Origin of the sequence: Halalkalicoccus sp. NIPERK01, assembly GCF_030287405.1 — an archaeon.
Taxonomy (GTDB): Archaea; Halobacteriota; Halobacteria; order Halobacteriales; family Halalkalicoccaceae; genus Halalkalicoccus.
In genome coordinates this window covers 221,639-242,628 of the sequence record NZ_JASVVV010000004.1, presented here as the reverse complement: position 1 = coordinate 242,628, position 20,990 = coordinate 221,639, and the positions used below count along the sequence as shown (strand labels likewise).

Below are 20,990 nucleotides of genomic sequence, written 5' to 3'. Positions count from 1 at the left end.
CCGAGGACGCGAAGAGCCCCGCCGACGAACTGATCGAGCACATCGAGTCGGCCGAACTCGTCGAGGGGGTCGAGACGACCGAGACCGAACGCGAGACGGCGACCTCCGTCGCCGAGGACGACGAACGGTAGCCCTTAATGCCGGAGCCCTCGACTGACCGCTAATGGTCGACGCCGCTACGCTCCTGACCGTTCTGGTCGCCGCGTTCGCCAGTCTGTTCATGGCGTGGGCGATCGGCGCGGGCTCCAGCGGGTCGACGCCCTTCGCCCCCGCGGTCGGCGCGAACGCCATCTCGGTGATGCGCGCCGGCTTCCTGGTCGGCCTCCTCGGGTTCGCGGGGGCCGTCCTCCAGGGCGCGAACGTCTCCGAGGCCGTCGGGCGCGAACTCATCTCGGGGGTCGTCCTCTCCGGCGAGGCGGCCGCGGTCGGCCTGCTTACCGCCGCCACGCTCGTCGCGATCGGCGTCTTCACCGGCTACCCCATCGCCACCGCCTTCACCGTCACGGGGGCGATCGTCGGGGTCGGCCTCGCGCTCGGGGGCGATCCCGCGTGGGCGAAGTACGCCGAGATCGCCGCCCTCTGGGTGCTCACCCCCTTCGTCGGCGGCGGCATCGCCTACGCTACGGCCCGCCTGCTCCGGTCGGAGGGGGTTCCCGAACGCTACACCGTCCCGATGCTCGCCGGCGTGATCGGCGTGTTGCTCGCGAACATCGAGTTCGCACTCCTCGGCCCGCCCGACGTCGGCCGGTCGATCGCCGAGACCGCCTCGATCGCGATGGGGGCGCCGTCGGGCGGCGGGATCGACCTCGGGACGGCCGGGACCACGACGGCGTTCGCGCTCGCGGCCGTCCTCGTGGTCGGCCGGGACATGGCCCGGGACGCCGCCGGCGCACAGCGGCGATTCCTGCTCGCGCTCGGCGGCCTGGTCGCCTTCTCCGCCGGCGGCAGTCAGGTGGGCCTGGCGATCGGGCCGCTGCTCCCACTTTTGGATCCGTTCGCCCTCTCGCTGACGGCGATCCTCGTCGGCGGCGGGATCGGGCTGCTCGCGGGGTCGTGGACCGGCGCGCCACGCATGATCAAGGCGATCGCACAGGACTACTCCTCGCTGGGGCCACGGCGCTCGATCGCCGCGCTCATCCCCTCGTTCGCGATCGCACAGGCCGCCGTCCTCTTCGGCATCCCCGTCTCGTTCAACGAGATCATCGTCAGCGCGGTCGTCGGCGCGGGCTACGCGGCGGGCGGCGGCGGAGTGAGCAAGGCCAAGATGGGCTATACGGTGCTGGCGTGGATCGGCTCGCTCGCGCTCTCGATCGTGCTGGGCTACGGGATCCTCACGCTCGCGTTCGCGCTGCTGTGATCACTCGGCCTCCTGATCGATCTCGGCGGCGTCGAACGCCTCGATCCCGCGTTTGTCGACACGAGCCGTCATGATCCGGGTGTTCTCGACGCTCTCGACGGTGATCTCGACGCCCTCGTAGGAGATCGTCTCGCCCTCCTCGACGAGCCGGCCCGCACGGTTGAAGATGAAGCCCGCGATGGTCTCGAACTCCTCGCCCTCGGGGAGTTCGATCTCGAGGGCCTCGTTTACCTCGTCGATGTTGACCTCGCCGCGGACGACGACGGTCGTCTCGTCGACGTGTTCGATCGGCTCCGCTTCGCCGCCCTCGAGGATCTCGCCGACGACCTCCTCGACGAGGTCCTCCATCGTGACCAATCCTTCCGTGGTCCCGAACTCGTCGATGACGATCACCATGTTGAGTCGGTCCTCGCGCATCTCGGCGAGCAGTTCGTCGACGTTCTTCGACTCGGGGACGTGCAGCGTCGGCGTCGTCAGATCGGCGAGCGCGACCTCGCGTTCGCCGTACTGCGACTGGCGGACCAGGTCGCGGATGGTGACGATCCCGATGACGTTGTCGAGGTTGCCCTCGTAGACCGGCAGCCGTTCGTGGCCGCTCTGGACGCACGTCTCGATCGCCTCGTCGATCGACGTCTCGGCGGGAACGGCGGTCATGTCCAGACGCGGGGTCATCACCTCCTTGGCGATGGTGTCGGTGAACCGGAAGATGCGCTGGAGCATCTCGTGTTCGTCCTCCTCGAGAACGCCCTCGCGCTCGCCGGTCTCGAGCATGTCCTGGATCTCGTCGCGGGTGACGTAGGGTGCCTCGATCGCGCCGCCGGCGCTCCCGGTCATGCGGTTGATCTGGCGGGTGAGGTAGTCGAAGACGACCACGAGGGGGTACATCAGGTACTCCGCGAGTTTCAGCGGGCGGGCGACCCGGCGGGCCCACGTCTCGGTGTGCTCGACCGCGTAGGACTTGGGCGCGCTCTCACCGAACAACAGGACGAGGGCGGTGATGCCGAACGTCGAGGCGGCGACCGCCACCGCGCCGCCGAAGTAGATCCCCAGGAGGCCGGTCGCGATCGCCGACATGGCGATGTTGACGATGTTGTTGCCGACGAGGATCGTCACCAGCAGGCGGTGGGGGTCCTCCTTGAGCACCTGCACCATTCCCGCGCCCGAGAGGTCCTCCTCGACCATCGCCTCGACCCGGTGTTGGGCCAGCGAGAACATCGCGATCTCCGAGGAGGAGAAGAACGCCGAGAGACCGATCAGTACGACGATCGTGGCGATCCCGAGGATCGTCACCGTCCCGGTGGTGAGTTCGACCCCGAGGACGTCGGCCTGGACGAGAAGCGAGAACTCCATTCAGTACCTCCACTTCAAAGGCGGCGGGATTAAACGTTTCCGCCCCCGCGGGATTTAGGCCCCTCGGGCACGTAGCCGCGCACGTGAGCGAGCCACAGATCACCTTCTACCGACTGCAGGCGTGTCCGTACTGCGAGCGCGTCACCCGCAAACTCGGAGAGTACGGCCTCGAGTATCGCTCGCGGTTCGTCGAGCCGATGCATTCGGAACGGAACGTCGTAAAGCGCATCAGCGGGAAACGAACCGTCCCCGCGATCGTCGACGAGAACACCGGGGTGACGATGTCCGAGAGCGCGAACATCGTCGAGTACCTCGAGAACACCTACGGCGACGGCGAGGAATCGAGCACGGACGCGGGCGGGGAGGCCGAGGCCTGATGGTCGAGTTCGACGTCGTCGACCTCGGCCCCGCCGAACACCCCGGGATGGGAGAGACCGCGCCCGATTTCACCCGCCCGCTCGTCACCCGCGAGTACTGGGAGGACGCCGCGCTGTCGGACCTGGCGGACGGGGGCCCCGTCCTGCTCGTGTTCACCCCGATGGACGGGGCGTTCCCGGCGACCTACGTCTGGAACGAGATCCGCGACCGGGGGTGGGCGGAGTCGGTGACGGTGGTGGGCCTCTCGATCTCGACGCCCTACGAACACAAGGACCTGCTCGAGGAGCGGGGGATCGACTACGGACTGTTCAGCGACCCCGGCAACGGCGTCGCCCGCGAGTACGGCATCGACCACGCGCTCGACGGGATGACCGGGATCAGCGAGCCCCGGCCCGCGGTCTTCCTGCTCGATACCGAGCGGGTCGTCGAGTACGCCTGGGTCGCCGAGGAGTGGCCGGAGTTCCCGGACTACGACGCGATCGAGGACGCGATCGAATCGCTATAGGAGCCCGCGACCCGAGGGCCACGTATGGAACTGGACCGAGCAGCACGGGCGATCAGGGAGGGCGACCTCGTCGTCTATCCCACCGAAACGGTCTACGGACTGGGCGCGGACGCCTTGGACTCGGGCGCCGTCGAGCGGGTCTACGAGGCCAAAACCAGAGCGCGCTCGAACCCGCTGTCGATGGCCGTCCCCGACGTCGAGACCGCCGCGCGCCACACGTACCTCACCGACCGCGAGCGGGCGTTCGTACGGGAGTTCCTGCCGGGACCCGTGACCGTGATCGTCGAGGCCGGCCCCGAGATCCCCAAGGAACTCACCGCCGGGCGCGACCGGGTGGGGATCAGGATCCCCGATCACGACCTCGCGCTGTCGCTTCTGGAGGACGTCGCCCCGATCACCGCCACGAGCGCGAACGTCAGCGGAAACCCGAGCGTCCGGCGGGTCGACGACCTCGATCCGGCGATCCGGGGGGCCGTCGCCTGCGTGCTGGACGGGGGCGAGACGGGCGGCACCGAGAGCACCGTCGTCGACGTCGAGCGCGGCGAGGTCCACCGCCGCGGCGCGCTCGCGGACGAGATCGAGGCGTGGCTAGAGGCCGAGTAGCGAGCGAAGCGACCGGGTAACCGTCCCACAGCGCCCGCGGTACTCGCAGGCGTCACACTTGGCGCCGTAGGTCAGTCGCGGCGGCGGGCCATCCATCGTCTCGACGGCCCGGACGGCGTCGCGGTAGGCGGCCTTCCGGCGGGTCGTGAGGGCGATCTCCCGCACGATCCCGTGTGCGGGGTACTCCACGAACGCCGTCTCGACCGCCTCCTCGTGCTCCCACGAGAGGGCCTTCGCGAGCGCGACCGCCCGCACGGAGTGGGGTTTCCAGACGCCCTGTTCGGGCGGTGCTCCGGGCGAGACGTACGAGGGGGCGAGCGGGTCGTCGAGAACCTTCCCCGCGATCCCTCGACACTCCCTGCCCGAGAGGAGGCGGTCCCGATGGGGCGGGTCGACGAGCGCGTCCCAGCACTCGAGGCGCTCCCGAGTGCGCCGGAGGTTCGCCCGGTACTCCTCGGGCGGGCGGTCGATCGGACGGGCCGAGAGCGAGGCGTCGTCCGCGGCGAGAAGCCGCTCGTACTCGAAGGCCAGTTCGCGCCGGGCGGCGACCGAGGGCGGGACCTCCCGGTCGTCGTCGCGTCGGTAGTAGAGTTGGCGCGGACAGTAGGCGGCGACGGAGAGATCGCTTGCGGCGTGCACGGGGCCGCTGGCACCCTCATCCGATAAGAACCCTTCACATCGAGAGGTCGTTCTCCATTCCTTCCGTCGCTTCCTTGAGGCCGTCCTCGCGGGCGTCGCGGGCCAACTGCGAGGAGAGGTCGCCGTCGGTAACGATCTCCTCGAACTCGTCGCGAAAGCGGTCGTTGGCGGTGCGGGCCTCGTCCTGCGTCTCGATCACGCGGGTCGCTCGTTCGAGGGTCGCCTCGTCGACCTCGAGTTCCTCGATCGGGTCGACGTTCGCCTCGTCGGTTCGCAGTCGGCGCAGTTCCCGCAGCTCGAAGGAGAACTCGGCGTCGCTCTCGCGAAGCAGGTGGAGGTCCATCCGCGCGCGGACGATCGACTCCTCGTCAACCTCGAGTTCCGCGGCCAGATCGGCGTCGGACTCCTCGTCGAAGAAGCCCCGCACGAGGCGACGGTACCGCTCCGAATCCCAGTCGGTGTCGAACGCGTAGCGCTCCTCCATCCGCCCGATGACGTCGTCGAGACGCTCGTCCTCGGGGCGTTCGTCCGTCAGCGAACCGGGGGTCTCCTCCTGGGTCTCGGTGACGGTCCCGTCGTCGGCGACGTCGAGGAAGAGATCACGCAGTTCCTCGGTCTTTTCGTCCATCGTGACCCCTCTCTCGACTGGGCAGGGTATAAAGCCTGTCGGCGGCAGGCGCAGGCTCGTCAACCGAAGATTGAACTAGGTTGACGGAGAGTGCCGGGTGTGATCCGATCATGAGCACGGAAACCGAGTCGGTCGACCTCGTCGACGACGCGACGGTGAAGAACGTCGCTCGGGCGGCGCTGTTGGCCGCGTTGACCGGCGCGTTCGCCTACGTCTCGTTCCCCTATCCGCTGTCGCCCGCGCCGGTGACCCTGCAGGTACTGGGGGTGTTCCTCGCCGGCATCCTCTTGGGCCCGGTCTGGGGCGGGGCGGCGATGGCGCTGTACCTCGTCGCGGGCGCGGTCGGCGCGCCCGTCTTCGCGGGCGGGGAGGCGGGGCTGGGATCGCTCGTCGGCCCGACGGCGGGCTACCTCTGGTCGTACCCGCTGGCCGCCGCCGCCGTCGGCGCGCTCGTTCACGGCCGGTCGGTCGGCCCCCTCGGAACGGTCGGCCTCCCGCGGTTGGTCGGGGCGATGGCCGTCGGGGTGTGCGTGATCTACGCCGTGGGCGTCGCGGGGCTGATGGCCGTGCTGGGGCTCTCGCTTTCGAACGCGGTCCTGACGGGCGCGGTCGTCTTCCTGCCCGCGGAGGCGCTGAAGATGGCCGCCGCCGTCGGGATCGTCCGCAGCGATCGGCTGACCGCCGCATGATCGAGGTCCGAGACCTGCGACACGAGTACGAGGGAACGCGGGCGCTCGACGACGTCTCGCTCTCGATACCCGACGGCGAGTTCCTGGTGCTGGCGGGACCCAACGGCTCGGGCAAGAGCACGCTGATCCGCCACTGGAACGGGCTGTTGGAACCCGATTCCGGGGAGGTGCTGATCGACGGCCGACGCGTGGGCGAGGACCTCGTGGCCGCCCGGACGAAGGTCGGAATGGTGTTTCAGAACCCGCGGGACGGCTTCGTCGCCGCGACCGTCGGTGCGGACGTGGCGTTCGGCCCCGAGAACCTCGGGCTGGCTCACGAGGAGATCGACCGCCGGGTCGCGGACGCGCTGAGAGCGGTGAACCTCGACGGGCGGGACGAGGAGCGAATCGAGTCGCTCTCGGGGGGCGAACAGGAGCGACTGGCCATCGCGGGCGCGCTCGCGATGGCGCCCGCGCATCTGGTGCTCGACGAGCCGTTTACCGGCCTCGACGAACCCGCGAGGGAAGCGGTACTCGACCGCCTCGAAGCGCTCTCGGCAACGGGGACGGGCGTGATCGTCGTCACCCACGACCTGCGGGACGTCCTCGCCCTCGCCGACAGGTTGGTCGTGCTCTCGGCGGGACGGATGGTCCGCGATGGGGACCCCGAATCGGTCGACCTCTCGGGGCTCGGCGTCCGCGCCCCATGCTGAGCTACCACCCCGGGGACTCGCTCGCCCACCGGCTCGACCCGCGGACGAAACTCGCCGTCCAGATCGCCTTCGTCGTCGCGGCGTTCGCCCACACCACGACCGCGGGACTGGCCGTCCTGACCCTCCTCGCGGTCGTGGTCCTCACGAGTGCGCGCCTCTCGCCGGTCTCGGCGCTCTACGCCTACCGCTTCGCCCTCCCCTTCCTCCTCGTCGGTCCGTTGATCGAGGGGCTCACCCTCGGCGGGTTCGATCCCGCGAGAGCGTTCGCAACCGGCCTCGCGAGCTATCGGGTGCTGTTGGTCCTGCTGGTCTCGGCCGCCTACGTCCGCTCGACGCCGGTCAGGGAGTCGCGCGCGGCGATCCAATGGGCCGTACCGGGGAAAGCGGGTGCCTTCCTCGGCATGGGCACCGCCTTCGTCTTTCGCCTGCTCCCCCTGCTGGTCGCGGACCTGAAACGCGCCCGCGAGGCGATGAACGCCCGGTTGGGAAGCGAGCGGACGGTCCACGAGCGGATGGCGCTCCTGACCGTTATGGGCGTCGAGCGCGCGCTCGCGCGCGCCGATAGCTTCTCGCTCGCCTTGCGAGCGCGGTGTTTCGCGTGGAATCCGACGCTTCCCCGACTAGCCCTCTCGCGAACGGATCTGCCCGCGATCGCACTGGCGATTGGCCTTCTCCTCTCGGTGGTCTACTAGCGTGTCGTCCGTCGAAGACGCAGGGACTGCCAGCGGTCGCGTTCGACGGTATTTTGCTGACAGTGGTATTTATATAGCGTATCGTTTCTAACGATGGTTTATAGGCACCCGAGCTGAGTAGTATCGGGTAACGATCGGGGGAAGTCGGATATGCGGTGGTAAGACTTAAGCGCCCGCTACGCCGGTGAACGATTATGCACGTCGTCGCCCAGACCGGCGGGGAGATCACCCGCGAGACGTTTTGGGGGATCGGTCCCGTCGGCAAGGGGATGTTCTACTTCCTCTCGGTCGTCGCCCTCCTCGTGTTCGTCTACGGCGTCTACGAGCGCTTCGCGCGCTACGCGCGGGGCGACGAGGAGTGGACCGACCGACTCGACGGCCTCGCCTCGCGGGTCGTCGCGGCGGCGCGGATCGTCGGCTCGAACGAGAAGCAGTTCAACCGCGACCTCTACGGCGGGCTGATGCACGCCTTTATCATGTGGGGCTTTCTCGTCCTCCTGATCGGTACCACGATCCTGTTCGTCGACATGGACTTCTACCGGCCGCTCACCGGCGACTCGTTCTGGGTCGGCGACTTCTATTTGGCCTACTCGCTCGTGCTCGACGCCTTCGGTCTCCTCTTTGTTGTCGGCCTCGGAATGGCGATGTACAGGAGATACGTCGTGCGCAACGAGCGCCTGTGGGGAAAACACACCAGCCTTGAGGACGACGCGTTCGTCTGGGCGCTCTTCCTCCTCGGCGCCGGGGGCTTCCTCGTCCAGGGCGTCGGCATGGTCGGCCAGGAGATCCGCGCCGAAGAGACCGTGAGCTTCGTCGGCGTCTTCACCGCCGCGCTACTGGAGGCCGGCGGCCTGACCCCCGAGGGTGCGGCCGCCGTCTATCCGTGGGTCTGGTGGCACCACTCGATCCTCGCGCTCGTCTTCGTCGCGTGGATCCCCTACGCCAAGCCGTTCCACATGCTCTCCTCGTTCGCGAACGTCGTGGCCCGAACCGAGAAGGCCGGAAAGGTGTTGCCGAACGTCCCCGCCGACCTCGACGCCACCAACGCCGAGTCGATCGACGATTTCACCTGGAAGGAACTGCTCGATCAGGACGCCTGCACCAAGTGCGGGCGGTGTTCCGCGGTCTGTCCCGCGAAGGCCAGTGATAGACCGCTCGACCCGCGGGACGTGATCCTCGACCTGAAGGGGTATCGAGAGGAACTCGACGCCGGAGGCGAGGAGGAACCGATCATCGCCGACGGCGGGGCGAGCGTGATCGACGCCGAGACGATGGAGTCGTGTATGGCCTGCATGGCCTGCATGGACGCCTGCCCCGTCGAGATCGAGCATCTAAACAGTTTTACCAGAATGAACCGCCAGCTCACCGACCAGGGCGACGTCGATTCGAACGTCCAGGACGTCTTCCAGAACGTGATGCAGAAGGGCAATACCTTCGGAAATCCCCAGCGCAAACGCGCCGACTGGGCCGACGAACTGGCGTTCGACCTCACCGACGCCCGCGAGGAGCAGGTAGAATACCTCTGGTACGTCGGCGACTACCCCAGCTTCGACGACCGAAACAAGAAGGTGGCGCGCTCGCTCGCGAGGCTGTTCGAGCAGGCCGACGTCTCGTTCGGCATCCTCTTCGACGACGAGCGCTACGACGGCAACGACGTCCGGCGGGTCGGCGAGGAGTTCCTGTATCTGGAACTCGCCGGACACATGGTGGAGACCTTCGAGGACTGTGAGTTCGAGCGGATCGTCTGTACGGATCCCCACTCGTACAACACGATGAAAAACGAGTACCCCGAGGTGGACTTCTCGGAGTTCGCCGACGACCCGATGATGCCCTTCGAGTACGACGAGCGGTGGAATTCGAACGGCGATATCGAGGTGCTCCACTGGACCCAAGCGGTGGAAGACCTCGTCCGGGAGGGACGACTCGGTCTCTCAGGGAATGAACTCGACTACACCGTGACCTACCACGACCCCTGTCACCTGGGCCGGTACAACGACGAGTACGAGGCCCCGCGCGACCTCGTGCGGGCGACGGGCGCGGACCTCTACGAGATGCCGCGCAATCGCGCGGACTCCTTTTGCTGTGGCGGCGGCGGGGGCGGGCTCTGGATGGAGTTCGACGAGGAGCCCAAACCCAGCGAGGAACGCCTCCGGGAGGCTTTGGAGGACACCGAGGCCGGAGCCGACGTGGAGAAGTTCGTGGTGGCCTGCCCGATGTGCATGACGATGTACGAAGATGGCAGAAAGACGGGCGGCTTCGAGGACGACATCGAGGTCGTCGACGTGGCCGAACTGCTGATCGAGGCCGTCGAATCCAAAGGAGTCGCGGCGGACTAGCGGTCGAATCGGGCCGTCCCGCGATCCCGTCGCGTCGTCGGGATGGCGTGATCAGGACACGGGATGAACCGGAACGTCGCCTTTTTCGAGTTCGCGTCGGGTGTTCTGGAAGGGGGCGTCCCCCCACCCGAGGCGGTCGCCGTCGACGACGATGCGCCGTGCCCCCACCCGACGGGCGTACGCGAGGATCTCCTCGCTCGGTCGGCCGACCAGCCCGACGGCCTCGTACTCGTCGACGATCGGGTCGGCGATCCGGTCGGCGATACGCGCACACACGCCACGAAGGACGTCCGTGGCGACGGGGATGCCGACCCATTCGGCGAGCGAGATCTCGAGGGCGCCGAACCGGCTCAGTCCGAGCACGTAGACGACGTGGAGGTCGCAGTCGAGGTCGTCCGCGATTCGGGCGGCCTCGCTGACGACCCGATCCCCGCCGATCCGGTCGACGACGGCGACGACCGTCATACCACCCGTTGGCGATCGACCGGCAAGGCGTTGACGCCGCGCTCGACTACCCGTCGGTCGCCCGTTCGACGTACTCGACGGCTTCCTCGGGGGTCTCGACGGCCTCGACGCCCGCCACGTCGTGACTCGCGATCCCGGCGACCGGCCGGCCGAAATCGAGCGCGTGGGCGATCTCCGAGAGCGTTCCATATTTTCCGTCGATCGCGATCACGCCTTCGCCGTTCAGCGCGACGAGGACGTTGCGGGCGTTGCCGATCCCGGTGGCGATCGGCACGTCGACGTAGTCGTTGGCCTCGTTGGGGTCGGTGCTCGGCAGGATTCCAATAGTGTCCCCTCCGGCCTCCGTTGCGCCGCGACAGGCCGCCTCCATGACGCCGGTTCGCCCGCCACAGACCAGCGTGTGGCCCCGTTCGCCGAGCAGTTCGCCCACCCGGTGGGCGGCCGCGGTGTCCTCGTCGCCGATCCGTCCGCCCCCGATGACGCTGACTCGCATACCGGAGGATCGGCGGGCACGGCCAAAGACCTCCCGACACGCCTTTGACGGTGACGCGCCCAGATCGACCATGGACATCACCAAGCGCCCGCGCCGCCTCCGGAGCGACGGCGTGCGCCCGCTGGTCAGCGAGACCTCGCTCTCCCCGAGCGATCTGATCGCGCCCGTGTTCGTCGACGCCACCGCCGAGGAACGCGTGCCGATCGAGTCGATGCCCGGCCACGAGCGCGTGCCCGTCGAGGGGATCACGGAGCGGGTCCAAGAGGTCAGGGAGACCGGCGTCGAGGCGGTGATGCTTTTCGGAGTCCCCGAGGAGAAGGACGAGCGGGGCACTCGCGCGTGGGCGGAGGAGGGCGTCGTCCAGCGGGCGCTTCGGCGAATTTCCGCGGAAACCGACGCCTACGCCATCGCCGACCTCTGTTTCTGCGAGTACACCTCTCATGGCCACTGTGGGATTCTCACGAGTAACGCGAAGCGACGCTTCGCGAACCGTTCGAGCGGGCAAAGCCCGCGAGAAGACGACGCGAGGGAAAGCTGGGAAGAGCGAAGCTCTTCCAATAGTCTCGAGGAGGGAGCGAGAGAGGACCCCCACATGACCGTCGACAATGACGCGACGCTCGAACTCATCGAGCGCACGGCGGTCTCGCAGGCGGCGGCGGGCGCGGACATGATCGCGCCCAGCGGGATGATGGACGGGATGGTCGGCGTCGTTCGCGACGCGCTGGATCGCGAGGGCTTCACCCAGATACCGATCATGAGCTACGCCGTGAAGTACGAGTCGGCGTTCTACGGCCCCTTCAGAGATGCCGCCGACGGTGCGCCCGCCTTCGGGGACCGCCGCCACTACCAGATGGACCCCGCCAACCGTCGGGAGGCGATCCGCGAGGCCCGACTGGACGCCGAGCAGGGCGCGGACGCGCTGATGGTGAAACCAGCCCTCCCCTACCTCGATATCGTCCGCGACGTCCGCGAGGGTACCGACCTGCCCGTCGCCGCCTACAACGTCTCCGGCGAGTACGCGATGGTACGGGCCGCCGCGGAGCGGGGCTGGCTGGACCTGGAGGCGGTGGCACTGGAGTCCCTGCTCTCGATCAAGCGCGCGGGCGCGGACCTGATCCTGACGTATTTCGCCGAAAGTGCCGCGGAGGCACTTTCGGCTGACAGCCGGACGTAGTCCGGCGATTTCGCCGAGCAGGTCGCCGAGACGCTGTAGACCGATCGTCGAAGGGAGTCGGGCGGGTCGAGGGACTCGAGCGGTCCGACGCGTGGCTCGGTGGCACGGAGGCGTTATCCGCCTCGCCGTTCTCCCCTCACGAATGAACGAGGACGACGAGGCCGAGGCTGCCACCGAGGAGTCGGTCCGAGAGGCGGTCGAGCGCTCGCGCAGCGGCGCGCCCGCGGCGGGGAAGGTGGTCCGGGATCGGTTCTCGGCCGACGAGATATTCCAGCGGGTCGTCGTCGCCGCCCACGAGGAGGTCTCGGCGAGCACGCGCGAACTCTTCTTCAGCGGGCTGGCCGCCGGCTTGGCGATCACGCTCACGTTCATGCTCCACGCCTCGATGACCGCCCAGGCCGGCGACGGGTCGGGGCTGATCGGCGTCGTCCTCTACCCGCTGGGGTTCGTCTACATCATCCTCGGCAACTACCAGCTCTACACCGAGAACACGCTCCCCCCGGTGGCGCTCGTCCTCGAACGGCTGGCGAGCCTGCCCGCGCTGTTCCGCATCTGGGGGCTCGTCCTGTTCGCGAACGCGGTCGGCGCCATCGTCGGCGCGCTCGTGCTCGCGAACACCGGCGTTCTCACCCCCGAAGCCGTCGAGGTCGCGGCCACGTTCGGGACGGAGGGGATCGAAACGGGGTGGTGGACGCTCTTTCACAAGGGGGTGTTCGCCGGGTTCATCGTCGCCGGCGTCGTCTGGATCGACTACGCGGCGCGCGACACCATCTCGCGGCTCGTACTGGTGTATCTCGCCTTTTTGGCCATCCCGGCGGCCGGCCTCTATCACAGCGTCGTCTCCATCGCGGACCTGTTCTTCCTCGTCTTCGAGGGACAGTTGCGCGTGGTGCCCGGCCTGATCGAGTTCGTGCTTCCCGTCCTGCTCGGCAACACCGTCGGCGGCGTCGTGCTGGTGACGGCCGTGAACTACGCCCAGACGAGCGAGCACCGGCTGGATCTCGGCATCGAGACCGACGTCTCCCGGCTGACCCCCCGCGAGTGGCTCCTCGGGAGCCTCGTCGGACGCTCGTACGTCACCGGCGACCGGGAGACGGAAACCCCCTATCGCGGCGACTGACCGGCCGTCGCTCGCGCGACCGTGCCCAATCGCCGCCGCCCGATCCAGCCCGTGCAGATCGACGCCCGTCCGGTTTCGCGGCAGTATTTGTCCGGCCTCGTGACGAAGAACGACCTTATATCGCTATTATCCCATTGTGTATCCCACGTTCGTCTACTGCATCCGTTGGAAACTTTTGTATCGCAACACCAACACCTATATACCTCTACTTCCATCCCTTCAACCGTGATTCGCAAGACATCCATAGTCGAAACCGGTTCGAACAGTAACGAACGTCCAGAAGAGGTGATCGGATGCAGGTAGATCCGACCGTGCTCGCGGAGGGCGTCAACATGATGTGGGTGCTCGTGGTGACGTTCCTCATCTTCTTCATGCACGCCGGCTTCGCGATGCTCGAAGCGGGGCAGGTGCGCTCGAAGAACGTCGCGAACCAGCTCACGAAGAACCTGCTGACCTGGGCGGTCGGCGTCGTGATGTTCTTCTTCGTCGGCGCGGCGATCAGCACGATCGTCGGCGCGGTCACCGGCGGCGGCTCCTATACGCTCACCGACGCGTTCGCCTCGACGCTCGGCGGCGACTCGGGCGCGTGGGTCGACTGGCTCTTCGGCGCGGTCTTCGCGATGACCGCCGCGACGATCGTCTCCGGGGCCGTCGCCGGCCGCGCGAAACTCCGCGCGTACGTCGGCTACACCGTCCTGCTGGCGGCCGTGATCTACCCCGTCGTCACCGGCCTGACGTGGGCCGGTGGCTTCCTCGACGTGCTCGGTTTCCACGACTTCGCGGGCGGCATGATCGTCCACGCGGTCGGCGGCATCGCCGGGCTCACGGCGGCCTGGATACTCGGCCCGCGGATGGACCGCTACAACGCCGACGGCTCGGTGAACGTGATCCCCGGCCACTCGATGACCTTCGCGGTGCTCGGCACCCTCGTGCTCGCCTTCGGCTGGTACGGCTTCAACGTCGGCACCGCCGCGACCGTCTTCGTCGCCGAGGGCGGCGAACTCCTGCTGGGTGACTTCGCCTACGTCGGCCGGGTCGCGCTCGCGACGACCCTCGGAATGGCCTTGGGCGCGATCGGCGCGAGCGTCGTTTCCCTGGCTCTCACGCGGAAGGTCGACACGCTCTACGTCGCCAACGGCCTTCTAGCCGGGTTGGTCGCCGTGACCGGCATCGCCGACGTCGTCACCTGGTGGGGCGCGGTGCTGGTCGCCTTCGTCGCCGGCGCACAGCTCCCCCTCGTGTTCCGCTTCGTCGAGCGCACCCTCAAGATCGACGACGTCTGTGCGGTCTTCCCCGTCCACGGCTCGGCCGGGGTCATCGGCGCGCTGGCGATCCCGTTCGTCGCCGTCCCCGGCGAGGGCCCGACGGTGTTCGCGCAGGTCGCGGGCGTCGTCGTGATCGCGGCCTGGACGGTCGGCGCGACCGCGCTCGTCTGGGGCGCGTTCAGGGCCGTCGGGCAGGCGAGAGTGACCCCCGACCACGAGCGCGACGGCCTCGACGTCAGCGAACACGGCGTCGACACCTACCCCGAGTTCGGCGGTCCCGACATCGCCACCGACGGGAGCCCCGAACTCGTTCGGACCGACGGCGGTGAGCGCGTCGACGCGACGCGATCCTCGTCGGATTTCAGATCCGACGGCGGCGTCTCCAAATCCGAGATCAACCTCGTGACCGCGATCGTCCGGCCGGATAGGTTAGGGGCGGTCAAACGCGAACTCGCGAACGTCGGCGCCCCTTCCCTTACTGTGACGAACGTCTCGGGGAGAGGGAGCCAGCCCGCGAAGAAGGGCCAGTGGCGCGGCGAGGAGTACACCGTCGACCTCCACCAGAAGGTCAAGATCGAGTGCGTCGTCGCGGACATCCCGGTCGAGGACGTGGTCGGCGCGATCCGCGAGGCTGCGAACACCGGCGAACCCGGGGACGGCAAGGTCTTCGTCATCCCGGTAACGGACGCGCTGCAGGTCCGCACCGGCAAGCGCGGTCCCGAGGCGGTCTGAGTAACCGACCGCGGTTTCGCGCTCGATCGAGACGGTTCCTCCGCCCCGTTTCGTAACCGGTCGTCGTTACCCCCATGAGCAAACGCTAAGTGGCTCCGCGCGAGCGTTGTTCCCATGGCGATACAACGACGCGATTTTCTGGCACTGGCTGGCGGGGGAGTGGCGGCCGGACTGGCCGGCTGTACCGGGGTGCTCTCGGGCGGCGAGGGCGACAGTGGGAACAACGAGAGCGGGAGCAGTGGCGGCTCTATCGCCGGTCAGGAACTGGTGCTCGCGACAACGACCAGCACCTACGACACCGGTCTCTTGGACGAGGTCAACGCCGCCTTCGAGGAGAACTTCGGCACGCCGGTCCAGGCGATCTCCCAGGGAACGGGCGCGGCCCTCGAAACCGCACGCTCGGGCGACTGCGACGTCGTGATGGTCCACGCCCGGAGCCAGGAGGACGAGTTCATGCGAAACGGCCACGGGATCAACCGCCGGGACCTGATGTTCAACGACTTCGTGATCGTCGGGCCGGGCGACGACCCCGCCGGAATCGGCGGCAGCGGGGACGCGCTCGCGGCGTTCCAGGCGATCGCCGAGAGCGGGTCTCTGTTCGCCTCGCGCGGGGACGACTCGGGGACCCACACGGCCGAGCGTCGGATCTGGGAGGCCGCGGGCGTCGATCCCGGCGGCGAGTGGTATCTCGAGACGGGCCAGGGGATGGGCGACACGCTCAATCAGGCCAGCCAGCAGGGCGCGTACACCCTCTCGGACCGGGGGACGTTCATCTCCCAGCGCGAGGAGATCGAACTGGAGATCCTCGTTCAGGGGCCCGTCGAGGGCGGTCCCGAGATCCTGGCGAACCCCTACGGGGTGCTCGCGATCAACCCCGCGGTCCACGGGGACGTCAACTACCAGTTGGCGATGTCCTACATCGGCTTTCTCACCAGTCCCGAGGGACAGGACGTCATCGAGAACTACGAACTCGACGGCGAGCAGTTGTTCTTCCCGCAGGCGCTCTCGGAGGACCCGAACTTCGGGCAGTACGTCCCGGAGGGCTGGCGGCCCGAGGGCGAGGAAGGCGGGACGGACGGGGAGTGATGATCGTCGAGGCGCTCCCGCCGATCGTCGAGTTGCCCTTCGAGAGCAACTACATCCGGAGCATCGTCCGCGTCTCGCTGTACGTGAGCCTCACCGCCGTCGCGCTCTCGACGCTGGTGAGCCTGCCGGTCGCCCTCGTCGTCGGCTTCAAGGAGTTCCCCGGCAAGGGTCTCGTGACCGCCGTGATCAACACCGGGATGGGGTTCCCGAGCGTCGTCGTCGGCCTCGTCGTCCTGTTCCTGGTGTCGAATCAGGGGCCGCTGGGCTTTCTCGACCTCGTGTTCACCCCACAGGCGATGGTCATGTCGCAGTTCGTGCTCGCCACGCCGGTCATCACGGGGGTGAGCCTCGCGGCGGTCACGGGCGTCGAGGGATCGGTTCGGGACGCGGCCTACGCCATGGGCGGCACCCGACTCGACGTCGCGCTCGTCGTGATCAAGGAGGCCCGTTTCGGAATCGCGACCGCGATACTGGCGGGGTTCGGCCGGGCGATCAGCGAGGTCGGTTCCGTACTGATCGTCGGGGGGAACATCGCCTACGCCGACGGCACCTCCTACACCCGCAACCTCACGACCGCCATCCAACTGGAGGCCAGACAGGGTCGCTACGGGACCGCGATGTTCCTGGGGGCGATCCTCGTCGCGCTCGTCCTGCTGGTCAACTGGCTCGTCGGCCGACTCGGCGGGGGTGGACGGCGATGACGGCGATCCTCGACGTTTCGGGCCTCGACCACGCCTACGACGAACCCGTGTTCGCGGACGTCTCGCTGACCGTCGAGCGCGGCGAGGTACTGGCGATCATCGGACCCTCCGGGGTCGGGAAGTCCACGCTTCTCAGACTGCTCGCGCTGTTCGAGCGCCCCGACGCGGGGACGATCAGCTACGAGGGGACCGACGTCTGGCGGGTCCCGGAGAACCGGCGGCTCGCGCTGCGCCGGAACGTCGGCATGGTGTTCCAGGAGCCGAGCCTGTTCGACGCCCCGGTACTGAAGAACGCCGAGTACGGCCTCCGGGTGCGCCAGTCGTGGCCCGAACGGGTGAAGCGAAACGCGGCCGAACTCGTCGGCAGGACGAACGGAACGCACGACGCGGCGCTTTCGGCGCTCGACGTGGTCGGCCTCGACGGCAAGGAAGGACGGAACGCCCGCTCGCTCTCCGGTGGCGAGGCCCAGCGGGTCGCGTTCGCCCGCGCGCTCGCGTACGACCCCGACGTGCTGTTGCTCGACGAGCCCACCTCGGACCTCGACCCGCGAAACACCGCCCTGCTGGAGGGGGCGATCGGGAAGGCGAAGGAGAGAGGGATCGGCGTCGTGATCGCGACCCACGACATGCACCAGGCCGAACGGATCGCCGACCGGGTCGCGGTGTTGCTCGGCAGGGGGATCATCGAGGTCGGCCCCACGAAACGGGTCTTCGAGGACCCGCGCGACGAGCGCGCGCGAAAGTTCGTCGACGGCGAACTGCTCTACTGACCCACCGCTGGATTGATCTCCCCGTCCGTACTCGAACAGGGTATCGCTATGGACGACGATAGCGTCCGCGGCGCGGTCGAGACGCGGTTGGCCGTCGGCGACGAGAGCGTCACCGACCGGGACGTCGAACTCCTCGCGGCGATCGACGAGCACGGCTCGATCCACGCCGCTGCGGGGGCGCTCGAACGCTCCTACGCCCACGCCCAGCGGCGGGTCGTCGAACTGGAGGAGGCGCTCGGCCCGCTGGTCGAGCGCCAGCGTGGGGGATCCGGCGGCGGCGGGAGTTCGCTCACCGACGAGGCGCGCGCGTTGCTCGAACGGTTCGAGCGCCTCGAAACCGCCGCCGAGGGGCTGACGGCCGTCGAGGAGACGGTGCTCTCGGGGACCGTGATCGAGCGCGAGGGCGAACTCGGGACCGTCGACTGCGCGCCGGGTCGGCTTCGTGCGCTCGTCCCGCCCGAGGGCGAGGCGGTCGCGGTGGCGGTCCGGTCGGACGCGATCACGCTCACGCCGCCCGAGGAGACGCCGGCACCCGACGGGACGAGCGCTCGCAACCGGTTTTCCGGGACGGTCGAGCGCGTCGAACACGGCGAGACGGTCGCGCGCGTCCGTCTCGACGTCGGCTCGGGGACGTCGTTGACCGCGCTCGTGACGCGGACGAGCGTCGACCGACTGGGCCTCGAACCCGGCCGGGCGGTCGTCGCCTCGTTCAAGGCGACGGCGACGCGCGCGACGCCGACCCACCCCGATTAATGAACCTCGGCGACCAAGCGCGGGTATGACCCTCGAGGACTCGCGCGACCTCTACGACCGGGCGCTCTCCGTCCTGCCGGGCGGGGTGAACTCCCCGGTTCGCGCAGCGATCCAGCCGTACCCCTTCTTCGTCGAGCGCGGCGACGGAGGCCACGTCATCGACGCCGACGGAAACCGGTATATCGACTGGGTGATGGGCCTCGGGCCCCTGCTTCTGGGCCACGACCTTCCCCAACCCGTCCAGTCAGCAGTTCAAAAGCAGGCCAGCGCCGGGCCGATGTACGGCGCACCCACCGAGATCGAGGTCGAACTCGCGGAGTTCGTCGCCCGCCACGTCCCCTCGGTCGAGAAGATCCGGTTCGTGAACTCGGGTACCGAGGCGACCGTTTCGGCGGTGCGCCTCGCGCGGGGCTACACGGGGAGGGAGAAGATCGTCGTCATGCAGGGCGGGTATCACGGCGCCCAGGAGTCGACGCTGGTCGAGGGCGACCCCGAGAGTCCCGCGCCGAGTTCGAAGGGCGTCCCCGACTCCTTTGCCGAGCACACCATCCCGGTGCCGTTCAACGACACCGAAACCGTAGAGCGAGTCTTCGAGGAGCGCGGCGGGGAGATCGCGGGCGTGCTCGTCGAGCCGATCCTGGCGAACAAGGGGATCGTCTCCCCCGTCGATGGCTACCACGAGACGCTCCGGAAACTGACCCGCGAACACGGTTCCCTGCTCGTTTTCGACGAGGTCATCACCGGCTTCCGGGTCGGCGGCCTGGCCTGCGCACAGGGGCGGTTCGACGTCACGCCCGATCTGACGACCTTCGGGAAGATCGTCGGGGGTGGATTCCCGGTCGGCGCGATCGGCGGGCGCGCGGAGGTCGTCGAGTCCTTTACCCCCTCGGGCGACGTCTTCCAGGCGGGGACGTTCTCGGGGCATCCGGTGACGATGGCCGCCGGGTTGGAAACGCTGAAATACGCCGCCGAGAACGGCGTCTACGACCACGTCAACGACCTGGGTGAGCAGTTGCGGTCGGGGCTGACCGACATCTGTGCGGATCAGGCCCCCGAGTACACGGTGGCGGGAACCGACAGCGTCTTCAAGGTGCTCTTTACTCGTGAGGCGCCCGTCGAGAGCGAGAGCCACTGCGAGTCGGGCTGTGAGCAGCGCACCGACTGTGCGCGCTACACGCACTGTCCGAAGACGGGCGCGGATGTCGGAAACACCGAGATCGAGCGCTGGAACCGTCTGCTCTGGCCCGCGATGTTCGATCAGGGCGTCTTCCTCAGCCAGAACGGGTTCGAGGCCCAGTTCGTGAGCGACGCCCACACGGAGGAGGACGTCGAGGAGACCCTTGAGGCGTACAAACACGCCCTGTAGATGGCCCGCGGGCCGCTACCGCCGGCCGTGGCCGTTCGGACGCCGTCGACTCGCGCCGGCGGGCCCGCCCGCGAGTCCCCGACCGACGGGACGTGGTACAGGCTACTGGAGGGCCTGTTGCTCTCGCTCCCGGCGGTGATCGGCGTCGGAATCGTCGGCCTGCTGGCCGAGCACCCCGACACGCGCGTGGGCCGGCTGCTGCTCGCCCTCGCGAGCGCCGCCGGCGTCCTGATCCGGGTCGGCGTGCCGGTCTGTGTCCTCATGGACGCGAGACGGCTCCGTCGGCAACGGCTGTGGCGACCGTGGGGGAACGCGTACGCGCTCGGCGCGCTGGTGCTCTCCGCGCCCGTCTTCGGCCTGCTGTACCTCTATCGCCGCCACGACCGGGTACCCGTCGCGCCGGGGTGGGACGGCTGGTGGGTCCTCGTCGCCGCCTCGCTCGGCGGGGCGCTCACGGGGGTCCCGATCGCCCTGCTCGCGTACGTCCTCGCGTTGCCGCCGCTCGTCGTCGCCGTTCCGGCGCTCGCGGGCGGACTCACCCTCGCGGCGTTCCCGGTCGGGATCTACCGGGACGCGGTCTACCTCCGCAACTCCGGTGCCGACTGGCGGCCCAACCCCGCGCTGTACCTCGCGCTGGCGTTCGCGAGCCTCCTCCTGACCGTGCTCCAGCCGCCGGTGGCGGCGTACTACCTCTATCGTCGGCAGGCCGCCCTGCCCGTACGGCTAGATCGCGGATAAACGGGCTGCGGATGCAAGCACGACCAGCAAGCCGAATCCGGGAGTAGCGGGTGATGCGATGGCACACAACTTCACCGAGGACGACGAGGGCAAGACCGTCGTCAACGACCAGGGCGATGAGGTCGGCATCATCGCGGACGTCGAACACGGGACCGCCTACGTCGACCCGGACCCCGGGTTGACGGACAAGATCAAGTCGAAACTCGGTTGGGAGGACCGCGACGAGGACACCTACCCGTTGCAGTCGGAGTCCGTCGCGTCGGTCGACGACGACGCGGTTCGACTCGGATCGGCCACCACGGCCGGAACCGGAACCACCGGTACCGGCAGCACGGCCGGCTCGGGTGCCAACACGCCGACGGGCGGGACGGGCACCACGGACGACGATGGACTGCTGGATGACGACGACGACGGACTGCTGGACGACGACGACACCCGTCGGTAGGCCATCGACACGC

At 68.5% G+C, this 20,990-nt stretch carries 22 protein-coding genes and 1 pseudogene; 18 read left to right on the top strand and 5 right to left on the bottom strand.

Annotation, left to right across the window (positions count from 1 at the left end; translation table 11 throughout):
* Positions 1-163: 163 nt before the first annotated feature.
* On the top strand, positions 164-1,357 hold the full coding sequence (locus tag QRT08_RS13490; RefSeq protein ID WP_286046486.1) for an inorganic phosphate transporter: 1,194 nt from the start codon (positions 164-166) through the stop codon (positions 1,355-1,357).
* On the opposite strand, the gene QRT08_RS13485 is transcribed toward QRT08_RS13490, so the two are convergent.
* On the bottom strand, positions 1,358-2,707 hold the full coding sequence (locus QRT08_RS13485) for a hemolysin family protein (RefSeq protein WP_286046485.1): 1,350 nt from the start codon (positions 2,705-2,707) through the stop codon (positions 1,358-1,360).
* Positions 2,708-2,790: 83 nt separating this feature from the next.
* Between QRT08_RS13485 and QRT08_RS13480 the strand changes: the two genes are divergently transcribed.
* The 3 genes from QRT08_RS13480 to QRT08_RS13470 are packed head-to-tail and all read left to right on the top strand — an operon-like array spanning position 2,791 to position 4,193.
* Positions 2,791-3,084 carry a glutaredoxin family protein gene (locus QRT08_RS13480; protein WP_286046484.1) on the top strand — a complete coding sequence of 98 codons (294 nt, stop codon included), beginning with the start codon at positions 2,791-2,793 and terminating at the stop codon, positions 3,082-3,084.
* The gene (locus QRT08_RS13475; protein WP_286046483.1) at positions 3,084-3,590 is read left to right on the top strand and encodes a redoxin domain-containing protein; all 507 of its coding nucleotides are present in this window, start codon (positions 3,084-3,086) and stop codon (positions 3,588-3,590) included. Before QRT08_RS13480 ends, QRT08_RS13475 begins: the two co-directional genes overlap by 1 nt.
* Before the next feature lie 24 nt (positions 3,591-3,614).
* On the top strand, positions 3,615-4,193 hold the full coding sequence (locus QRT08_RS13470; protein WP_286046482.1) for an L-threonylcarbamoyladenylate synthase: 579 nt from the start codon (positions 3,615-3,617) through the stop codon (positions 4,191-4,193).
* On the opposite strand, the gene QRT08_RS13465 is transcribed toward QRT08_RS13470, so the two are convergent.
* Together QRT08_RS13465 and QRT08_RS13460 are read right to left on the bottom strand one after the other, a co-directional pair.
* A complete protein-coding gene (locus tag QRT08_RS13465) occupies positions 4,179-4,832 on the bottom strand; it encodes a CRISPR-associated protein Cas4 (RefSeq protein ID WP_286046481.1) in 654 nt (217 codons plus the stop codon). The genes QRT08_RS13470 and QRT08_RS13465 overlap by 15 nt on opposite strands.
* Before the next feature lie 34 nt (positions 4,833-4,866).
* A complete protein-coding gene (locus tag QRT08_RS13460) occupies positions 4,867-5,460 on the bottom strand; it encodes a hypothetical protein (protein WP_286046480.1) in 594 nt (197 codons plus the stop codon).
* A gap of 110 nt (positions 5,461-5,570) precedes the next feature.
* Here QRT08_RS13460 and QRT08_RS13455 point away from each other — a divergent pair, with 110 nt between their 5' ends.
* From QRT08_RS13455 to QRT08_RS13440, 4 genes are all read left to right on the top strand, one after another.
* Entirely contained in the window at positions 5,571-6,149 is a 579-nt protein-coding gene (locus QRT08_RS13455) for a biotin transporter BioY (protein WP_286046479.1), read from the top strand.
* Positions 6,146-6,841, top strand: a complete 696-nt coding sequence (locus QRT08_RS13450) for an energy-coupling factor ABC transporter ATP-binding protein (protein ID WP_286046478.1) — start codon at positions 6,146-6,148, stop codon at positions 6,839-6,841. The genes QRT08_RS13455 and QRT08_RS13450 overlap by 4 nt, the downstream gene beginning before the upstream one ends.
* Positions 6,835-7,533, top strand: a complete 699-nt coding sequence (locus tag QRT08_RS13445; protein WP_286046477.1) for an energy-coupling factor transporter transmembrane component T family protein — start codon at positions 6,835-6,837, stop codon at positions 7,531-7,533. The genes QRT08_RS13450 and QRT08_RS13445 overlap by 7 nt, the downstream gene beginning before the upstream one ends.
* A 194-nt stretch (positions 7,534-7,727) precedes the next feature.
* Positions 7,728-9,869, top strand: a complete 2,142-nt coding sequence (locus QRT08_RS13440) for a heterodisulfide reductase-related iron-sulfur binding cluster (RefSeq protein ID WP_286046476.1) — start codon at positions 7,728-7,730, stop codon at positions 9,867-9,869.
* Between the two features lie 51 nt (positions 9,870-9,920).
* Here QRT08_RS13440 and QRT08_RS13435 read toward each other — a convergent pair whose 3' ends face one another.
* Positions 9,921-10,334 carry a universal stress protein gene (locus tag QRT08_RS13435; RefSeq protein WP_286046475.1) on the bottom strand — a complete coding sequence of 138 codons (414 nt, stop codon included), beginning with the start codon at positions 10,332-10,334 and terminating at the stop codon, positions 9,921-9,923.
* Positions 10,335-10,380: 46 nt separating this feature from the next.
* Positions 10,381-10,827, bottom strand: coding sequence for a TIGR00725 family protein (locus QRT08_RS13430; RefSeq protein WP_286046474.1), 447 nt, complete (start codon positions 10,825-10,827; stop codon positions 10,381-10,383).
* A 70-nt stretch (positions 10,828-10,897) separates the two neighbouring features.
* On the opposite strand from QRT08_RS13430, the gene hemB reads away from it, so the two are divergent.
* From hemB to QRT08_RS18850, 10 genes and pseudogenes are all read left to right on the top strand, one after another.
* Positions 10,898-12,001 (top strand): porphobilinogen synthase, encoded by a 1,104-nt coding sequence (hemB, locus tag QRT08_RS13425; protein WP_286046473.1) that lies wholly within the window; start codon positions 10,898-10,900, stop codon positions 11,999-12,001.
* A 142-nt stretch (positions 12,002-12,143) separates the two neighbouring features.
* Positions 12,144-13,079, top strand: a pseudogene (locus QRT08_RS13420) (formate/nitrite transporter family protein); the annotation flags it as partial.
* Between the two features lie 335 nt (positions 13,080-13,414).
* On the top strand, positions 13,415-15,118 hold the full coding sequence (locus tag QRT08_RS13415) for an ammonium transporter (RefSeq protein WP_286046471.1): 1,704 nt from the start codon (positions 13,415-13,417) through the stop codon (positions 15,116-15,118).
* A 114-nt stretch (positions 15,119-15,232) separates the two neighbouring features.
* Positions 15,233-16,204, top strand: a complete 972-nt coding sequence (locus QRT08_RS13410; RefSeq protein ID WP_286046470.1) for an ABC transporter substrate-binding protein — start codon at positions 15,233-15,235, stop codon at positions 16,202-16,204.
* Positions 16,204-16,905, top strand: a complete 702-nt coding sequence (locus QRT08_RS13405) for an ABC transporter permease (protein ID WP_286046469.1) — start codon at positions 16,204-16,206, stop codon at positions 16,903-16,905. Before QRT08_RS13410 ends, QRT08_RS13405 begins: the two co-directional genes overlap by 1 nt.
* The gene (locus tag QRT08_RS13400; RefSeq protein WP_286046468.1) at positions 16,902-17,675 is read left to right on the top strand and encodes an amino acid ABC transporter ATP-binding protein; all 774 of its coding nucleotides are present in this window, start codon (positions 16,902-16,904) and stop codon (positions 17,673-17,675) included. Before QRT08_RS13405 ends, QRT08_RS13400 begins: the two co-directional genes overlap by 4 nt.
* A gap of 48 nt (positions 17,676-17,723) precedes the next feature.
* On the top strand, positions 17,724-18,428 hold the full coding sequence (locus tag QRT08_RS13395; protein WP_286046467.1) for a TOBE domain-containing protein: 705 nt from the start codon (positions 17,724-17,726) through the stop codon (positions 18,426-18,428).
* Between the two features lie 25 nt (positions 18,429-18,453).
* Entirely contained in the window at positions 18,454-19,794 is a 1,341-nt protein-coding gene (gene hemL / locus QRT08_RS13390; protein ID WP_286046466.1) for a glutamate-1-semialdehyde 2,1-aminomutase, read from the top strand.
* A complete protein-coding gene (locus tag QRT08_RS13385) occupies positions 19,795-20,532 on the top strand; it encodes a hypothetical protein (protein WP_286046465.1) in 738 nt (245 codons plus the stop codon).
* Between the two features lie 58 nt (positions 20,533-20,590).
* Complete coding sequence (locus tag QRT08_RS18850) at positions 20,591-20,977, top strand: hypothetical protein (RefSeq protein ID WP_369684844.1); 387 nt, start codon at positions 20,591-20,593, stop codon at positions 20,975-20,977.
* The last annotated feature ends 13 nt before the right edge of the window (positions 20,978-20,990 follow it).